Raw genomic sequence first — 17,116 nt, 5'->3', positions numbered from 1 at the left:
TTATTTCAGTAAAGCGTCAATCGAGAAATCTCCTGCGCCGGTGAAGGCTACGCCAAGGATTACAGCAATCAAAACCAGATTGTACTCATAGCCGTTTTGCGTAACCCATACGCCGTTTACGCCATGCACTTTCACGATAGCCATAAACATTAGAATGATGAGCAATGCTGCACCGACTTCAACCCACAATCCGGCACCGAACAGCAATCCGCCTGCTACCTCCGCCAATCCTGCACCGGCTGCCATCAATACGCCAGGTTTCATTCCGATTGACTCGAACCATCCGCCTGTACCTTTCAAGCCATACCCGCCAAACCAGCCAAACAGCTTCTGCGCACCGTGCCCAATCATCAGCAAACCAATAACAACCCTAATAATCAATAATCCTGTATCTAACATGTAGAACCTCTCCCTTTATCTATTTTCTCGGTTTTTTTTGAGCGGCCGCTCTTGATGCACTTATAATAATGTATGTTACTTACTTAAGTCAAGTAGGTAAAATAAAAATAGCTAATACCCAATTTTGGATAGGTGAACGAACTTACTTTTCCAAAGAACATATGCTACAATAAAGGTAGAAAAAGGGGTGATCGCGTTGGATTATTCAACTATGTGCCCAAAGTATGAAGCTGCGGCCGACATTCTTGGTAAGAAATGGACAGGGCTTATCATTCGGGTTATGCTTGGCGGACCTAAACGGTTCAAGGAAATTAAAGAGCAGATCCCCGAGATGAGTGACAAAATGTTAACGGATCGGATGAAGGAACTAGAGAGTCTGAGCATTGTGAAGCGAACTGTCTATCCTGAAATGCCTGTTCGCATCGAATATGAATTAACGCCGAAGGGCCGGGAGCTCCAACCCGTTATCGAGTCGATCCAAAGCTGGGGCGAGCACTGGATGTAAGAAACTGATTAAAAAAGCTGTGCCATATCAGGATAGTTCCTATCCTTCATGGCACAGCTTTTTTGCGTTAGTTGACTTTCGCCTTTATCTATTTTACTATATTGATAATAGTTATCATTATCAAATGAGGGACAAGAAAAAGCCCCCCGGTTCACGGAGGGCGAAATTCTTAGCCAAGCCATTTTTTGAACAATTGTTTGGTAGTATCACGGTTGATTGCAGCAATCGAAGTTGTAAGCGGAATGCCTTTCGGGCAAGAACGCACGCAGTTCTGCGAGTTGCCGCAGCCTTCGATACCGCCGTCTTCCATCAGCGTCTCAAGACGTTCTGCCTTGTTCATTTCACCTGTAGGGTGAACGTTGAACAGACGAACCTGGGAGATCGCTTGCGGGCCGATAAAGCTGTTACGGTCGTTGACGTTCGGGCAAGCTTCCATACAAACGCCGCAAGTCATGCATTTCGACAGTTCGTAAGCCCATTGGCGCTTCGATTCAGCCAGACGTGGACCTGGACCCAGATCATACGTACCGTCGATCGGAATCCATGCTTTAACCCGTTTCAGCGCGTTGAACATGCGCTCGCGGTTAATAACAAGGTCACGTACGACAGGGAATGTACGCATCGGCTCAAGGCGAACCGGCTGCTCCAGTTGATCGATCAGCGCGCTGCAGGCCTGGCGAGGCTTGCCGTTGATCACCATCGAGCAGGCGCCGCACACTTCCTCAAGACAGTTAGATTCCCAGCATACTGGAGCTGTTTTGCCGCCATCCGTTTTTTTCGGATTACGCTGGATCTCCATTAAGCCGCTGATTACGTTCATGTTCGCGCGGTAAGGAATCTCAAACTCTTCTGTGTAAGGCGCGGAGTCTGGTCCATCTTGGCGGGTAATAACGAACTTTACGGTTTTTGTTGCTGTCGTTTGAGCCATTGTTATTCTCCTTTCTTCTTGTTAGCTGTATAGTCGCGTTTACGCGGTTTAATGAGGGATGTATCAACTTCCTCATACGAGATTTGCGGACCTTCAGGAGTCCAGGTTGCTTTTGTTGTTTTGAGGAAGTCCTCGTCATTACGATCCGGGAAGTCCGGCTTGTAATGCGCGCCGCGGCTTTCGTCACGGAGCAATGCACCCAGTGTCATCGCTTCGGACAGCTCAAGCATGTTCCACAATTGACGCGTGAACGCTACGCTGGAGTTATTCCATTGCGCCGTATCATTGATGTTGATGTTCTGGTAACGCTGCTTCAGCTCTTTGATCTTGTCGATCGTTTGCTTCAGCTTGTCATTGAACCGTACAACGGTCATATTGTTCGTCATCCACTCGCCAAGCTCCTTGTGGAGGACGTAAGCATTTTCCGTGCCGTTCATGCTTAGAATGTTGTTGTATTTCTCGGTATGGCGTTTCTTCTCGCGGTCGAATACCGAAGAAGCAACATCTTCAGCCGATTTCTTGAGGCCTTTGATATACTCAACCGCTTTCGGGCCAGCTACCATGCCGCCGAAGATAGCCGAGAGCAGGGAGTTCGCGCCAAGACGGTTCGCGCCATGGAATTGGTAATCACATTCGCCTGCTGCGAAGAGACCAGGAATGTTCGTCATTTGGTTATAGTCAACCCACATGCCGCCCATCGAATAGTGAACCGCAGGGAAGATCTTCATCGGAATTTTACGCGGGTCATCACCCATGAATTTCTCGTAAATCTCAATGATACCGCCAAGCTTAACATCAAGCTCCTTCGGATCTTTATGGGACAGATCGAGATATACCATGTTCTCGCCGTTGATGCCAAGCTTCTCATCAACGCAGACGCTGAAGATTTCGCGTGTTGCGATATCGCGCGGAACAAGGTTGCCGTATGCAGGGTATTTCTCTTCAAGGAAGTACCAAGGCTTGCCGTCTTTGTACGTCCAGATCCGGCCGCCTTCACCACGTGCCGATTCGGACATGAGGCGCAGCTTGTCATCGCCCGGGATAGCCGTTGGATGAATTTGAATAAATTCGCCGTTCGCATAATGAACGCCTTGCTGGTAAACCGCACTTGCCGCAGTACCTGTATTAATAACGGAGTTCGTTGTTTTGCCGAAGATAATGCCAGGGCCGCCGGATGCAAGAATAACGGCGTCGCCGACGAAAGTATGTACTTCCATCGTACGCAGGCTTTGTGCCGAAATACCGCGGCAGATGCCTTCGTCATCCAGTACAGAGCCAAGGAATTCCCAATGCTCGTATTTCGTTACGAGACCGGCAGCTTCCCAGCGACGAACTTGCTCGTCCAGTGCGTACAGCAGCTGCTGGCCGGTTGTCGCGCCTGCGAATGCCGTACGGTGATATTGCGTACCGCCGAAACGACGGAAGTCAAGCAGACCCTCTGGTGTACGGCTGAACATAACGCCCATACGGTCCATCAAGTGAATAATGCCAGGTGCAGCTTCACACATTGCTTTTACCGGCGGCTGGTTGGCGAGGAAGTCACCGCCGTATACGGTATCGTCAAAGTGCTCCCAAGGGGAGTCGCCTTCGCCTTTTGTATTAACAGCGCCGTTAATGCCGCCTTGCGCGCAAACGGAATGGGAACGTTTTACCGGCACGAGGGAGAACAAATCCACATGCACGCCCGCTTCCGCCGCTTTAACGGTTGCCATCAAACCTGCAAGGCCGCCACCTACGACGATAATTTTATTTTTAGCCATAACGTTTCGCTCCTTGTCTAAATACTACTAACCGATATTGGTCAATGCCAATGCGGCACTTGCTGCTTCCTTGAACTCGTCTCCTGTGAAAGCTACGAGCGACAGAATGAACAGCGCGGCTACAAGCACAAAGATAACCATGCAGATGTTCGCCGAAACCTTTTGAGCTTTCGGAGATACAGTAATACCCCAGCTGATCAGGAATGCCCAAAGGCCGTTGCTGAAGTGGAATACCGCAGACAGAATACCGATGAGGTACAGGATAAACAAAGCAGGGTTCGTTGCGATATCATGCATCGTCGAGCCAAGCTCTTCATGCGTGATGTTGCCGAGCGCGACTTGCACGCGGGTCTCGAACACATGCCAGAAAATAAAGATGAAGGTAATAACCCCTGTAATACGCTGAAGCGTAAACGCCCAGTTACGTTCATATTTGAAACGTCCCGAGTTGAGGTTCGACTGATAAGCCATGTACAAGCCGTAAATACCGTGGAACAAGATCGGCAGATAGATACCGAAGATCTCCAGCAGCGTTACAATAGGCAGGTCGTTAATAAAACCAACGGCTTTCGAGAAGCCTTCCGGTCCCCGTTCATACGCCTGAAAATTGGCCAGCGCATGTACGATGATAAACCCACCGAGCGGAATCACCCCAAGCAAAGAGTGAAGCTTGCGCCAGTAGTACGAATTTCCTTTCATTAATACTTCTCCTTTCCAGTGCTCCATGACATTTTTACTCTTGACAAACCATTCTACATTGTACCCCCGGCTCATTCGTCCGTCAACAAAAGTCGACATCAAGCACGAAAGATTTACCCCTTCTTCCGGTTTTCACAGCGGGGTCCCCCGCAAAATACTCTGGGGAATAAAAATTGTGAACTTTCCGTGTATGCTACCTCTTTAATCCTACTCCTTTTGGACTTATAATGGAATTGCATATTTATTATAATTTATTATAACAATTTCACATAAGCGATCGGAGAGATCAAGATGATCGAAGAATTTAATATGTTTGCTGCAATAGTGGAGCATTCCAGCATGAACAAAGCAGCAAGTCTGCTTAATTTGTCCCAGCCGGCTCTATCCCGCAAGATTGCCAAGCTTGAGGAAGAGATCGGAGCCAAGCTGTTTGAACGTGTCGGAAAACGGCTTGAGCTGACCCGTGTCGGTCAGTTGACCTACGAGTATGCGGTCAATCTGCGCAAGCTGCACCGCCGTTATATGGACTCCGTTGCAGAATATACCGCTGCAGGCAAAACTTCCATAACGATTGGTGCAAGCTTGACGACCCTTCAGACTACATTACCCGATTTCATCAAGACGTTAAACGCCAGCCACCCGGAGTTTGATATTAAGGCCGTAACCGGCAAAACCCATGAGATTGTCTCGCTTGTCCGCGACAATAAAGCGGATATAGCCATCGTTGCTTCGATGATTGAAGACTCCCAGCTTCATTGTGTTCCGCTGTTTGACGATCACCTGCTTCTTGTTATTCCGACAAGTGTATCTGTCACCAATCAGGATTCTCTTACAATAGAAGATTTAAATGGTCTACCGATGATTCTGTTCTCCAAAGGAACCTGGTACCGCAAATTAACGGACGAAGTATTCGCCAAATACCATCTTCAGCCCGATGTCCGGATGGAGATCGACTCCTTCGAAGCGATCGTGCGTCTTCTGCACACTTGTCGCGCGGCTACTCTTCTCCCGCATTCTTATATGCGCAAGCAGCTTCTAGCCGACAACGAGCTGATCGTCGTCCCTATCCGCGAGCTTGAAGATACCAAGCGAACGACTTGCCTGATCCATAATGACCCTTCCGATCTTCATCCTGCTGTCCGCAGGTGGATTTCGGAGCTGGGCCAGTAAAGTGCTCTTTGTCTTTGCTTTGCTCTTTGCTTTGCTCTTCTCTTTTCGCCCCTCTCCCCGCAGGGGAGGACAGTGATTGCGCTTTTTAGCGCTTCACTGCCCTTCTTTGCATTCCCGCGCAGCGGGGATGACGTTTGGGATTCGATGGGTGCCGCGGGCGAGGTGGGAAAGGGGTATCTCTGGAGGAGCGAAGCGTCCGCCTTTGTCACTTCCTTTGCAAGCACCTATGTAAACCTATTCAGAGCAAAGGAATGACAATAGCGGCCGAAAGAGATACCCCGTCCCACCGAGCCATCCCGCCCCATCAAAGACCCATCGTCCATCCCCTTCACCAGCGCCTGCCATGCAAAAAGGACAGAGAACGCTAACTGCGCCCACTGTCCTTATCATCACCTGATTATGGTTTCTTCAAACTGATCAATCTGGTCGTTTGTTCCGATCACAACCATGACGTCCTTTTCCGTCACAACATCCGTCGCCGTAGGAGCAATAATAATACCGGAAGGCTTGTTAATGGCTACGATGCTGCACCCGAAACGGGCCCGCAAATTCAATTCATTAAGGGATTTGCCATTCAGGCAATTTGGTACCGAAAGCTCGGCAATCGTGTATTCCTTCGACAGCTCAATATAATCAAGCAGGTTTGGCGAGACCAGCTGATGGGCCACCCGGATCCCCATATCCCGTTCCGGATAGACCACCCGGTCGACTCCAATCTTCTCCAGCACGCGTCCGTGCAGCTCGCTCATCGCTTTCGCTACAACCCGCTTCACGCCCAGATCCTTCAATAAAATAGTCGTCAAAATGCTGGCCTGAATGTCATCGCCAATGGCCACAACGCCGCAGTCGAAGTTACGAACACCAAGTGATCGCAGTGTCTCTTCATCGGTGCAATCGGCCGAAACCGTGTACGTCAGTACATTGCTCATTTCCTGGACAGCTTCCTCATCACGGTCGATCCCGAGCACCTCATAGCCCAGCTTAATAAGCTCTCTTCCAAGACTCGAGCCAAATCGCCCTAAACCTACGATCACAAATTGATTGTTTTTCATTCTTGCTCTCTATTCCCCTATCCAATCGTAATTTTGCCTTCCGGATACCGGTACAGCTCTTTCTCTGTTTTAGGTCCAAGCGCGTAAGCAAGCGTAAGCGGGCCCAGCCTGCCGGCGAACATGGTTATGGCAATAACAATCTTCCCGAAATATGTCAGCTCGGGCGTAATGCCGGCCGTAAGGCCAACCGTACCAAAGGCCGACGTTGTTTCGAATAAAATTTTCAGAAACTGCTGGTCTTCGGTTGTTGACAGCAGCATCGTTACAAATATAACAAGGGTAAGCGACAGCATCGTAATTGTCAGTGCCTTGAAGATGCGGTCTTTTCCAAGTCTGTAATGGAAAAGAACAATATCCTCGCGCCCGCGGATCATCGCGATAACCGCCCCGACCATCGTTGTAAAGGTCGTTGTCTTGATTCCCCCGCCAGTCGAGCCGGGAGATGCCCCGATAAACATCAGGATGATTGTAAAAAACACGGTCGCCTGCCGCATCTGGGTATAATCCAGCGTATTGGCGCCAGCCGTTCTTGGCGTAACGGACTGGAAGAAGGATGACAGGATTTTACCTCCCCAATCCAGAGAACCAAGGGTCTTGCTGTTCGACAGCTCGAATATAAAGATGACGATGGCACCGACGGCAATCAATGTTCCGGTCGTGGATAACACGACTTTACTGTGCAGCGACAACCGCTTGTTCTTCCGAAACTCCAGTAAATCCGCCATTACAACAAAACCTAGTCCGCCAAATATGATAAGCAGCATGGATACGATATTTACAAGCGGATCGCTCACATACATCGTTAAGCTGCGGAAATGGCCAAAGATATCAAAGCCTGCATTATTAAAGAACGAAATCGAATGGAAGAAGCCAAACCATACGGCTCTGCCAAACGGCATATCAAAGGCAAAACGAATGGTGAACAAAACAGCGCCAATCAACTCGATCGTCAGGGAATAAATAATAACCCTCCGGATTAACCGGACGATTCCCTCCATACTTGTCTGGTTCATCGCTTCCTGCAGGATTAGCCGTTCCTTCAGCGAGATCTTCTTGCGCAGCACAAGCGCAATCAGCGTAGCCATCGTCATGAAGCCCAAACCGCCGATTTGAATCAGTGCAAGAATAATGATTTTGCCAAAGATAGAGAAGTATGTACCTGTATCCACGACTACAAGGCCGGTCACGCAGGTCGCCGAGGTTGCTGTAAACAGAGCATCAATGAAAGGAAGCCGCGAACCATCGTTTGAAGCAAAAGGCAAGGTCAGCAGAAAGGCACCAAGCACGATGATCATCGCAAAGCCAAAAACAAGGATCCGGGGAGGCGACCACTTCAGGATATTAAAATAGTTGGACATGTTTCTCTCCTTTATCATGGACATCTCTCTATTTGGGCATAAAAAAAAGCACGGGAACCCCAATGCTAAGATGAGTCCTGTTCCACACAGCCTACGAGGTTAGCTGACGGATTCGGGCCTGGAAAGGCAGCCCTATTCGAGCGGATGCTCGAAATTCACCCCATGCTGACGGATTGCACTGTACAGCGGTTTGGTTCCCCCGTTTTCGATAGCGAAATTCGGCTGTTGCTATTCGATTTGTATGACGTTAACGATTATACGCCCAAATGACAGGTACATCAAAATGAACGTAAGCGATAATTAAGCGGTATTCGTTCAAAAACGTTCAATCGCATGGAGCAAATGGTCACTTGCTGGCTGCAAGTCCTTATTTCACCGCTTTCCGTTCGCATCCTCTACTTTCGCCCGCATTGGATAATTCAAGTTAATAGTGGTATTGTTACAATAGTTAAGGATTGTCTGAAATTGAAATGGAGGTTAGGTATGATCCCTTCCATCGCCCCTCAAGATTGGAAACGATTCCTGTGGGCAGCCGTAGCAGGTGCAATTATTTTTATCTTCACACAGATCGGCCCGGCCGCGGGAGACCAGCTTTTCTCGAGCTCAACACCTGATGTCATCGCCAAGAGTGAAGCCGCATTAACGGCCGAAAATTTCGTTAAGCAGCAATTTGGCGTATCCGCTGTATCCGCTCATACGATCTATCAGACCGACAGTTTGGCGAATGGTTATTTCTCCAAGAAGGATCTGCTCGACTCGTTTGAGAAAAAGTATGATGCCAAATTCCCGACAGATACGTTTCAGGTCAATCTGGATATGGAGGACGGCTCCAAAGCCTATGTCTATGTCCATATGACAAACGGCAGCATTGCAGGCTGGCATTGGCTCGGCGCGGCGGCTTCCGATAATGATCAGCTGATTCAAACGTCAGCGAAAGCTTTTGCCGAGACCAAAGGCTTCCGCCCCGAAGAATTGGAGAGCTTGTACATTAATGATGATGGAGATGCGGTTCTGCATCCGGACGGCTATAAGCTCGGAGATGCTTCCCTGGAGCTGGTCATTGGGGTTGGACTCATGGATGATAAAGCCGTCATTACTAGGTACAAGACTGCTTTCCAGGCTCCAGCTGACTACATAACGTATGTGGAAAGCCAGAAAAAGACGGGCAGTGCATTATCCGTTGTCAGTCTTGCTTATATGTGCTTTATCTCGCTTGTTTTATCCATTATATATGCGATCTTGTACCGGAGACACACAACCTTCAGACGCGGTTTATTTATCAGCCTGGTATTTATCGTATTCTACATTTATAACAATCTGAATGTACTGGATGGCATCCTGGCTAGCTTTGGCGAGCAGAGCCGCTCTGACGCCGAGCTTAACGCAACTATTATTATTACCGTTGTGCTGCTCATTCCGGTTGGCCTGGCTGTCTACTTTGCCCTCGTCGCCGGTGACGGGATGTGGCGCTCTCAGAAACGTCCGTTATGGCCGGGCTTCCGTGAACGCGGCTATGGCGATCATGTCTGGCGCAGCGTCTGGCTGTCATATCTTTTTGCGGCAATCATTCTGGGCTGTCAGGCGATTATTATGATTGCCATGAAGTTCCTGGCCGGTTCTTGGGCAACCAGTGATGCTACGCAATCCTCTTATAATACGAACATGCTGTGGCTCATGCCGATGATGGCATGGTGCGCCGCTATTTCCGAAGAAGCCATCTTCCGGTTGTTCGGTATTGCCTTGTTTAAGAAGTGGTTCAAAAATACGTTTATCGCCACGCTTATTCCGACCATCATGTGGGCGCTGGGCCATGTCGGCTATCCGATCTTCCCGTTCTATACGCGGATCGTAGAGCTTGTTATTCTGGGAACTGTTTTCTGCCTTATTTTCCTCCGATACGGCTTTATAACAGCTGTATTCACCCATGCCATACTCGACAGCCTGATTATGGGCTTTGAGCTCGTCAGCGTTGGCGGAGGCGTGAATATAACGGCCGCTCTGATCTATGCTGTGCTGCCTGTCATCGTCGCATGGGTCATCAGGTATTGGCATAACCGCCGTCAGATACCCGTCTGACTGGCCCGGCAAGCTCAAATAAAAGGAATGCATCCGCATAGGATGCATTCCTTTTTTGCGTTTACTTGGCTCCAAAAAGGTTGGGGCAAGCCCATTTAATAGAAACGGTAACTTTGTCCAAGAGCAACTCTATCCAAATTAATATAATCTATTAAGTCAAAGAAAATGGAGGTGATAGGATTGTCAATCAAAGTAAGCGGTTATAGCAATTGTCGCAAACAATGCTCAAGCCAAAAGTGCAATAAACAATCGGGTAAAAAATCAGGCGGCTATTCTCACAAATCCTCAGGAAAGAAAAAGTCGGGCGAACACAAATCTTCAGGTAAGAGTTGCTGGCAGCATAAGTCCTCATGCAAATGCGAAAACAAATCTAACAGCTGCTATCAGCACAAATCGTCGGGCAACTGCGACCAGCACAAATCCTCAGGCTGTCATGACAATTCAGCAATTCCGTACAATCAAGGGGAAAAAGCAAACGGAAAAAACAATGCTGAATATGCATACAGCATCCTTAGCAAGCTGTCGCTCGGACAAGTTATTCAACGCGTGACGCTGGATAACGGGAAAGATCTCGATAAAGCGAAATGGGCAGGCTTCCAAAACGGAAATGCTACGTTCTCTGCTGTGAGCTACAAAACGACTTATATCGTTTATGTGCCTCTCAACAAAATTACAAGCATCGCACTGTAATAAAATTGGACAAGGAACTATTTCGTTCGTATGTCCACTCCTGTACAAGAGTAACTCTAGCACTCTTCATATAATCTAGTATTACGTTCATGAGGAGTGATAGAATTGCCAAACAACCAAAGCCCTGGCAGCAACCAAAGCCCTGGCAACCAAAGTCCCGGCAACCAAAGCCCTGGTAACCAAAGCCCCGGCAACCAAAGCCCTGGCAACCAAAGCCCTGGCAACCAAAGCCCTGGCAACCAAAGCCCTGATAATCAAAGCCCCGGCAACCAAAGCCCTGGCAGCCAAAGCCCTGGCAGCCAAAGCCCTGGCGGCAGAAGTGCAGGAGCGAACAAAGCCGCAGCTAAAAAAGCCGGAGGCGGCAAAGGTGGAAAAGGCAAATCTGGAGGCAACAAAGCTGGAGCGGAAAAAGCTGAAGGTGGTAAATCCGGAGGCAATAAATCCGCAGGCGCTAAAGGCGGAAACAGCAAATCCGGAGGAGCTAAATCTGGAGGCGGTAAAGCCGGAGCGGATAAAGCTGGAAGCAGCAAATCCAGAGGAGCTAAGTCTGGAGGCGCTAAGTCTGGAGGCGCTAAGTCTGGAGGCGCTAAGTCTGGAGGCGCTAAGTCTGGAGGCGCTAAATCTGGAGGAGGCAAATCCTCAGGCGGCAAACACGGAGCGAATAAAGCTGGTGCGGATAAAGCCGGAAGCAGCAAATCTGGAGGCGCTAAATCCTCAGGCAGCAAAGGCGGAGCGAATAAAGGCAATAAAAGCGGTAAAGGTAAATAAGCAATAATTAATAATATAGTAAAAGGAATGTAGAGTACCCTACATTCCTTTTACTGTTTATAGGTTCAGGGAATGAGGTTCCCCTACATTCCCTTCACTGTTTGTTTATAGGTTCAGAGGAATGAGGTTCCCCTACATTCCCTTCACTGTTTGTGTATAGGTTCAGGGAATGAGGTTCATTCCTTTTCCTTTTCTTGTTCCTTTTCGTTGTCATTTAATGCGGCAATAATTTCCGAAGCCAGCTTCTCGCCAATCGACAGCGGCTTGAAGTCCTCGATTGATGCTTCCCTGATCTTCTTGATCGAGCCAAAATGCTTAAGCAAGAGTTTGCGGCGTTTTTCTCCGATTCCGGGAATCGCATCCAGCTGCGAAGCAATCATCGACTTGCCGCGCTGCTCACGGTGGAAGGAGATCGCAAAACGGTGGACCTCATCCTGAATTCGCTGCAGCAGATAGAACTCCTGACTGTCCCTTGGCAGCGGCACTACTTCCGGGGGATCACCGGTCATTAACTGAGCCGTCTTATGCTTGGCATCCTTGACAAGCCCGCATACCGGAATATAAAGCCCAAGCTCGTTATGCAGGATATCAAGAGCTGCCGAGATTTGTCCTTTACCTCCGTCAATTACGATCAAATCCGGAGGCGTTAGCTGCTCCTTCAGCATTCTTTCGTAACGGCGGCGAACAACCTCCCGCATCGTCTCGTAATCATCCGCTCCAACTACGGTCTTCACCTTGTACTTGCGATATTCCTTCTTGTCGGGTTTGCCATCCGTAAAAACAACCATCGCCGAGACCGGATTCGTGCCCTGAATGTTTGAGTTATCAAACGCTTCAATTCGGCGAACCTCCGGCAGTCCAAGCCATTCTGCCAGTCCTTCCGATGCCCGGATGCTTCTCTCCTCATCACGTTCAATAAGTCGGAATTTATCGGCAAGCGCAATCTTGGCATTGTCGATCGCCATCGATACGGCTTCGCTCTTCCGTCCGCGCTGCGGCATTAAAACCTTCACTTTTAACCAGTTATGCAGCATAGTTGCAAATTCATCCGCGGAGTTAGACGTCATCTCTGCGCTCTCTTCTTCTTCGGAAGCCGGGAGAGGCAGCAGGATTTGCTTCGGCAGCGCCGGGTTATCGCTATAGTACTGTGTGACGAACGTCATGAAGTCATCATACTCTTCCCCGTAATAAGGGAACGTCGTGCCGCGGCGCTCAATCATTTTACCTTGGCGCATATACAGGATCTGAACACACATCCAGCCCTTCTCCACCGCATACCCGAATATATCGCGGTCGAGGGCGTCATTCATCGTAATCTTCTGCTTCTCGATAACTGCATCAATATTGATGATCTGATCGCGGTATTCCTTGGCCCGCTCGAAATTAAGCTCCTCGGCCGCTGCTTCCATCTTGCGCTGAAGATCTGCTTTCACCACATCATGACCGCCGTTAAGGAATTTCGTAATCTCCTGTACCATCGTCTCGTATTGCCCGGGCTCCACTTCAAACTCGCAAGGAGCAATACATTGGCCGATATGATAATATAAACAGACTTTATCAGGCAACGTCCCGCATTTGCGAAGCGGATAAATCCGGTCAAGCAGCTTTTTCGTCTGCTGTGCGGCATAGGCGTTTGGATACGGTCCGAAATATTTGCCCTTATCCTTCACGACACGCCGTGTAACCTCCAGACGCGGATGTGTCTCATTCGTAATCTTAATATATGGAAAAGTCTTATCATCCTTCAGCAGGACGTTATACCGCGGATGATATTGCTTAATCAGGTTACATTCCAGGATAAGTGCTTCCATATTGCTTGAGGTAATAATATAATCAAAATCGCGAATTTCCGATACAAGCCGTTGGGTCTTGCCGTTATGACTGCCGTTAAAGTAGGAGCGGACGCGATTTTTCAGCACCTTCGCTTTGCCTACATATATAATTGTTCCTTCCCCGTTCTTCATTAAATAACAGCCTGGCTGGTCTGGAAGCAGCGCTAATTTGTTGCGGATTAGCTCTTCGGCTTCTGCCCGGCTGATGGCTGTATTCTGTTGTTGCTGATCCATGGTTCCCCTCCTACAAGAATTGCCACACGATTGGCCGAACGCTGGCCGGTTGGTGGTGATTCTTACTTCGAAAGCATAAGCTCTAGGCTGTGCATATATTCTTTTATTTTATCATATCGAACGCATGTTTCGCCTTATATTTGTCAATCAATTGCTTTACAATTATTCGTAAAGTTGGGTATACTATTATAAGCTGAATGGTCTTCAAGGGAGGCGTAATCCATAGTGGAAAATGTACGTGATCCGCGCGAACATGTGAACGAAGAACCGCGCCACGACTTGATGGACGTTGTGATGGGCTTTGGCGGAATGCTCGGTTTCATGACCGTAATCTTCGCTGCTGCTGTCATTGTGAAATTCATCATCTCGTAACAAAAAAAAGCTCCGTATCGGATAACCGATACGGAGCTTTTTTCATGTCTTATTGAGCAACTGCACGCAGCTGATCGCCACTTCCTGCCTTTTGCTGATCCGACTGCCCCTGCTTATGCGAAGGCTGATCGTATCGCGTACGCTCGGTACGGTCGATTTGAACAATACGTCCATCATGTACGGTAATATTGACAGAACCATACTGCAACCCATTAACTTGCTCGAGAATCCGGTCCAACCACAACTGATCTACTTCCAAAGGTTTTGCCATTATTAACCCCTCCATAATCAACCGATTTACTCGGTTTTAATAGTAAAAAAATTTAGTTCAGCTTTTCGTGGGATGCGCCTTGATTGGTTTTCCATTCAAATAAGGCTTTCACAAGCAAGGTTAGAACCGCCAGCATAACGAGCAGGGAAGCTACCGCAAAGGAAGCGGAAAACTGGTACTCATTATAAAGGATCTCAATATGAAGAGGCAGCGTATTCGTCTCTCCCCTTATATGGCCGGATACGACGGATACAGCGCCAAACTCCCCCATCGCGCGGGCATTGCTGAGGATTACGCCATAAAGCAGGCCCCATTTGATATTGGGCAGCGTAATACGCCAGAAGATTTGCCAGCCTTTTGCACCAAGAACGGCTGCGGCTTCTTCTTCCTGTACCCCTTGTGCCTGCATGAGCGGAATGAGCTCACGGGCAACAAACGGAACCGTTACAAAAATGGTGGCAAGAACGATGCCTGGAAGAGCAAATACGATTTGAATATCATGCTTGTCGAGCCAAGGTCCAAGGAAGCCTTGCGCTCCAAACAATAAGATATATATCATTCCTGAAATGACAGGCGATACGGCAAACGGCAGATCTATCAATGTAATAAGAAAATTCTTTCCTTTAAAGCGGAACTTGCTGATCGCCCATGCCGCCGAGATACCAAATACCGCATTAAGAGGTACGGCAATCAGAGCAACAAACAAAGTTAACCGTAAGGCCGACAAAGCATCGGGATCGGTAATCGCCGCCTTGTAGACATCAAAGCCTTTCTTGAATGCTTCAATAAATACGGATACAAGGGGCATGACAACGGCCAGACTTAGGAATACTAAAGCAATACTGATTAATAGCCATCTAACTCCGGCCGACTCGGTAATATGTTTCGGCCTTTTCGATGCTTCCTGAGACAAATGCGCGGTAACGGCTCCTGCCATCTTATTATCCCTCCCCTATTCCGCAATCGTACGGCGGCTAATGCGCCATTGCATGAAATTGATAAGCAGCAGAAGCAAGAAGGATATAATAAGCATTACCAGCGCTATTGCAGTAGCACCCTTATAATCAAATTGCTCAAGCTTCGTCATGATAAGGAGCGGTGCAATTTCGGTTTTCATCGGCATGTTGCCGGAGATAAACACGACGGAACCATATTCCCCGATTCCCCTGGCGAAAGCCAGCGTGAACCCCGTTAACAACGCAGGCAGCAGCTCCGGGAAAATCACCTTCCAAAATGTACGCCACCTGTAAGCGCCCAGCATTACCGCCGCTTCCTCCGTATCTTTCTCGAAATCTTGCAGGACAGGCTGGACGGTTCGGACAACAAAAGGTATACCGATAAAAATTAACGCAATCGTAATGCCAAGCTGCGTATAAGCGACCTTCAGTCCAAGCGGCTCAAGCAGCGAGCCTACCCAGCCGTTTGGCGCATAGATCGCGGTTAACGCAATTCCTGCCACGGCCGTCGGAAGAGCAAACGGCAAATCGACGAGGCTGTCGATAATCTTTTTCCCGGGGAAACGATAACGGACCAGCACCCAGGCTACAAGAAGCCCAAACACCAGATTCGTTAAAGCGGCGAGAACGGAAGTTGTAAAGCTGATCCGGTAGGAGGCGATTACGCGGGGATTCGTGATAACCGCCCAGAACTCGTTCCAGCTCAGGCCGGTTGTTTTCACAAACACACCGGCGAGAGGGATTAGAACGATCAAGCTCAGGTAAGCAATGGTGAAGCCCATCGACAGGCCAAAGCCCGGCAGTACGTTTTTAGACTTTTTTGCTTTGGAACCTTTCATGTGAAGTCAGCTCCGTTCATCTATGGTCACCATCATTTAAGAGCCTGGCGTGTAAATCTTGTCGAAGATGCCGCCGTCATTAAAGTGCTTCTCTTGAGCGGTCTTCCAGCCGCCAAAGTCGTCAATGGTAATCAGCTCGAGGTCCTTAAACTGATCTTTGTATTTCGCAGCGATCGTTTCGTTGATTGGACGGTAATAATTCTGCGCTGCAATTTCTTGACCTTCATCAGAGTACAGGTATTGCAGGTAAGCTTCAGCTACTTCTCTTGTACCTCGTTCATCGGCAACTTTATCAACAACGGCAACCGGAGGCTCTGCAAGGATGCTGATCGATGGATAAACGATATCGAATTTATCCGGACCAAGTTCTTTGACTGACAGGTAGGCTTCATTCTCCCAAGCGAGTAATACGTCGCCGATGCCTTTTTCTACGAATGTCGTAGTTGCGCCGCGTGCGCCGGAATCCAGAACAGGGACATGTTTAAACAGCTCTTTCACAAACTCTTGCGCTTTTGCTTCGTCGTTGTTGTTTTTCTTCAAGGCGTAACCCCAAGCCGCGAGGTAGTTCCAGCGTGCGCCGCCCGAAGTTTTCGGACTTGGCGTAATCACTTCAACGCCGTCCTTGATCAGGTCGCTCCAGTCGTTAATGCCTTTTGGATTGCCTTTGCGGACAAGGAATACGATGGTGGACGTGTAAGGTGCGCTGTTATGTTCGAATTTTGTCTGCCAGTCAGGTTTGATCAAGCCCGGTTCTACCAGTGCGTCAATGTCGTAACCAAGCGCCAGAGTTACTACGTCTGCTTTCAGACCATCTATAACGGCACGCGCTTGTTTGCCGGAGCCGCCATGGGATTGCTTGATTGTTACTTCCTGGCCAGTTTTGTCTTTCCAGTATTTCGAGAATGCTTCATTATATTTTTCATAGAGTTCACGAGTCGGGTCATAAGATACGTTAAGCAATTCAACCGGATCTTTCGGTTTTTCGCTTGGAGCTTCCGATGCAGTGCCTGCATTGGAAGCTGCAGGAGTTTCTTTATTTCCACTATTAGTTGAATTTGAATTGGAGTTGGAATTGTTGCCGCATGCTGCGAGCACCAGGGTAAAAGTAAGAATAAGTACAAACGAACGGACGATAGCTAATCTCTTCATTAGTCAACACACCCCTATTTTTATTGACAGTTGAATAATGTCAGCATCCGGTGGTCCG

General features: G+C 48.6%; 17 protein-coding genes and 1 riboswitch. Of the genes, 6 read left to right on the top strand and 11 right to left on the bottom strand.

Annotated elements, in window-relative coordinates; all coding sequences use genetic code 11:
* Positions 1–399 carry a DoxX family protein gene (locus BM200_RS11745; RefSeq protein WP_091185351.1) on the bottom strand — a complete coding sequence of 133 codons (399 nt, stop codon included), beginning with the start codon at positions 397–399 and terminating at the stop codon, positions 1–3.
* 196 nt (positions 400–595) lie between these two features.
* Here BM200_RS11745 and BM200_RS11740 point away from each other — a divergent pair, with 196 nt between their 5' ends.
* Positions 596–904 carry a winged helix-turn-helix transcriptional regulator gene (locus BM200_RS11740; RefSeq protein ID WP_245772980.1) on the top strand — a complete coding sequence of 103 codons (309 nt, stop codon included), beginning with the start codon at positions 596–598 and terminating at the stop codon, positions 902–904.
* A gap of 169 nt (positions 905–1,073) precedes the next feature.
* On the opposite strand, the gene sdhB is transcribed toward BM200_RS11740, so the two are convergent.
* The 3 genes from sdhB to BM200_RS11725 are packed head-to-tail and all read right to left on the bottom strand — an operon-like array spanning position 1,074 to position 4,291.
* Positions 1,074–1,832, bottom strand: coding sequence for a succinate dehydrogenase iron-sulfur subunit (gene sdhB, locus BM200_RS11735; protein WP_091185348.1), 759 nt, complete (start codon positions 1,830–1,832; stop codon positions 1,074–1,076).
* Positions 1,833–1,834: 2 nt separating this feature from the next.
* Positions 1,835–3,592 (bottom strand): succinate dehydrogenase flavoprotein subunit, encoded by a 1,758-nt coding sequence (sdhA, locus tag BM200_RS11730; RefSeq protein WP_091185345.1) that lies wholly within the window; start codon positions 3,590–3,592, stop codon positions 1,835–1,837.
* Positions 3,593–3,619: 27 nt separating this feature from the next.
* Positions 3,620–4,291 carry a succinate dehydrogenase cytochrome b558 subunit gene (locus tag BM200_RS11725; RefSeq protein WP_091185343.1) on the bottom strand — a complete coding sequence of 224 codons (672 nt, stop codon included), beginning with the start codon at positions 4,289–4,291 and terminating at the stop codon, positions 3,620–3,622.
* Positions 4,292–4,582: 291 nt separating this feature from the next.
* On the opposite strand from BM200_RS11725, the gene BM200_RS11720 reads away from it, so the two are divergent.
* Entirely contained in the window at positions 4,583–5,461 is an 879-nt protein-coding gene (locus BM200_RS11720; protein WP_091185340.1) for a LysR family transcriptional regulator, read from the top strand.
* Between the two features lie 389 nt (positions 5,462–5,850).
* Here BM200_RS11720 and BM200_RS11710 read toward each other — a convergent pair whose 3' ends face one another.
* Both BM200_RS11710 and BM200_RS11705 read right to left on the bottom strand, forming a co-directional pair.
* Positions 5,851–6,513 carry a potassium channel family protein gene (locus tag BM200_RS11710; protein WP_091185336.1) on the bottom strand — a complete coding sequence of 221 codons (663 nt, stop codon included), beginning with the start codon at positions 6,511–6,513 and terminating at the stop codon, positions 5,851–5,853.
* A 17-nt stretch (positions 6,514–6,530) separates the two neighbouring features.
* Positions 6,531–7,871: a TrkH family potassium uptake protein gene (locus BM200_RS11705; protein WP_091185334.1), complete on the bottom strand. Its 1,341-nt coding sequence runs from the start codon at positions 7,869–7,871 to the stop codon at positions 6,531–6,533.
* A gap of 73 nt (positions 7,872–7,944) precedes the next feature.
* Positions 7,945–8,105, bottom strand: a riboswitch (cyclic di-AMP (ydaO/yuaA leader).
* 249 nt (positions 8,106–8,354) lie between these two features.
* On the opposite strand from BM200_RS11705, the gene BM200_RS11700 reads away from it, so the two are divergent.
* The 3 genes from BM200_RS11700 to BM200_RS29695 all read left to right on the top strand — a co-directional run bounded on the left by BM200_RS11700 (position 8,355) and on the right by BM200_RS29695 (position 11,412).
* Complete coding sequence (locus BM200_RS11700) at positions 8,355–9,947, top strand: CPBP family intramembrane glutamic endopeptidase (protein ID WP_175532836.1); 1,593 nt, start codon at positions 8,355–8,357, stop codon at positions 9,945–9,947.
* 180 nt (positions 9,948–10,127) lie between these two features.
* Entirely contained in the window at positions 10,128–10,637 is a 510-nt protein-coding gene (locus BM200_RS11695; protein ID WP_091185330.1) for a hypothetical protein, read from the top strand.
* A gap of 367 nt (positions 10,638–11,004) precedes the next feature.
* Positions 11,005–11,412 (top strand): hypothetical protein, encoded by a 408-nt coding sequence (locus BM200_RS29695; protein WP_139230781.1) that lies wholly within the window; start codon positions 11,005–11,007, stop codon positions 11,410–11,412.
* A gap of 169 nt (positions 11,413–11,581) precedes the next feature.
* On the opposite strand, the gene uvrC is transcribed toward BM200_RS29695, so the two are convergent.
* Positions 11,582–13,471: an excinuclease ABC subunit UvrC gene (gene uvrC, locus BM200_RS11685; RefSeq protein ID WP_091185325.1), complete on the bottom strand. Its 1,890-nt coding sequence runs from the start codon at positions 13,469–13,471 to the stop codon at positions 11,582–11,584.
* A 225-nt stretch (positions 13,472–13,696) separates the two neighbouring features.
* On the opposite strand from uvrC, the gene BM200_RS11680 reads away from it, so the two are divergent.
* Entirely contained in the window at positions 13,697–13,843 is a 147-nt protein-coding gene (locus BM200_RS11680) for a YqzM family protein (protein ID WP_425434546.1), read from the top strand.
* 49 nt (positions 13,844–13,892) lie between these two features.
* Here the strand turns inward: BM200_RS11680 and BM200_RS11675 are convergent, their stop codons facing one another.
* Genes BM200_RS11675 through BM200_RS11660 form a run of 4 tightly spaced genes read right to left on the bottom strand, consistent with a single transcriptional unit; the run spans position 13,893 to position 17,058 of the window.
* Positions 13,893–14,114 carry a YezD family protein gene (locus BM200_RS11675; protein WP_091185320.1) on the bottom strand — a complete coding sequence of 74 codons (222 nt, stop codon included), beginning with the start codon at positions 14,112–14,114 and terminating at the stop codon, positions 13,893–13,895.
* A 52-nt stretch (positions 14,115–14,166) separates the two neighbouring features.
* Positions 14,167–15,051, bottom strand: a complete 885-nt coding sequence (gene cysW, locus BM200_RS11670; RefSeq protein ID WP_091185318.1) for a sulfate ABC transporter permease subunit CysW — start codon at positions 15,049–15,051, stop codon at positions 14,167–14,169.
* A 15-nt stretch (positions 15,052–15,066) separates the two neighbouring features.
* Positions 15,067–15,909, bottom strand: coding sequence for a sulfate ABC transporter permease subunit CysT (cysT, locus tag BM200_RS11665; protein ID WP_091185317.1), 843 nt, complete (start codon positions 15,907–15,909; stop codon positions 15,067–15,069).
* Positions 15,910–15,945: 36 nt separating this feature from the next.
* Positions 15,946–17,058, bottom strand: coding sequence for a sulfate ABC transporter substrate-binding protein (locus BM200_RS11660; protein ID WP_091185314.1), 1,113 nt, complete (start codon positions 17,056–17,058; stop codon positions 15,946–15,948).
* Positions 17,059–17,116: the final 58 nt, after the last annotated feature.

Origin of the sequence: Paenibacillus catalpae (genome assembly GCF_900112695.1) — a bacterium.
Taxonomy (GTDB): domain Bacteria; phylum Bacillota; class Bacilli; order Paenibacillales; family Paenibacillaceae; genus Pristimantibacillus; species Pristimantibacillus catalpae.
The sequence above is the reverse complement of the archived record's forward strand: the minus strand, read 5'-3'. Positions and strand labels throughout refer to the sequence as shown.

Excerpts from the sequence above, each read along its gene's own strand:
- BM200_RS11720 (WP_091185340.1), top strand. The coding sequence starts at position 4,583 with ATGATCGAAGAATTTAATATGTTTGCTGCAATAGTGGAGCATTCCAGC.
- sdhA (WP_091185345.1), bottom strand. The coding sequence starts at position 3,592 with ATGGCTAAAAATAAAATTATCGTCGTAGGTGGCGGCCTTGCAGGTTTG.
- BM200_RS11725 (WP_091185343.1), bottom strand. The coding sequence starts at position 4,291 with ATGAAAGGAAATTCGTACTACTGGCGCAAGCTTCACTCTTTGCTTGGG.
- BM200_RS11660 (WP_091185314.1), bottom strand. The coding sequence starts at position 17,058 with ATGAAGAGATTAGCTATCGTCCGTTCGTTTGTACTTATTCTTACTTTT.
- cysT (WP_091185317.1), bottom strand. The coding sequence starts at position 15,909 with ATGAAAGGTTCCAAAGCAAAAAAGTCTAAAAACGTACTGCCGGGCTTT.
- BM200_RS11675 (WP_091185320.1), bottom strand. The coding sequence starts at position 14,114 with ATGGCAAAACCTTTGGAAGTAGATCAGTTGTGGTTGGACCGGATTCTC.
- BM200_RS11710 (WP_091185336.1), bottom strand. The coding sequence starts at position 6,513 with ATGAAAAACAATCAATTTGTGATCGTAGGTTTAGGGCGATTTGGCTCG.
- sdhB (WP_091185348.1), bottom strand. The coding sequence starts at position 1,832 with ATGGCTCAAACGACAGCAACAAAAACCGTAAAGTTCGTTATTACCCGC.
- BM200_RS11745 (WP_091185351.1), bottom strand. The coding sequence starts at position 399 with ATGTTAGATACAGGATTATTGATTATTAGGGTTGTTATTGGTTTGCTG.
- uvrC (WP_091185325.1), bottom strand. The coding sequence starts at position 13,471 with ATGGATCAGCAACAACAGAATACAGCCATCAGCCGGGCAGAAGCCGAA.
- cysW (WP_091185318.1), bottom strand. The coding sequence starts at position 15,051 with ATGGCAGGAGCCGTTACCGCGCATTTGTCTCAGGAAGCATCGAAAAGG.
- BM200_RS11700 (WP_175532836.1), top strand. The coding sequence starts at position 8,355 with ATGATCCCTTCCATCGCCCCTCAAGATTGGAAACGATTCCTGTGGGCA.
- BM200_RS11705 (WP_091185334.1), bottom strand. The coding sequence starts at position 7,871 with ATGTCCAACTATTTTAATATCCTGAAGTGGTCGCCTCCCCGGATCCTT.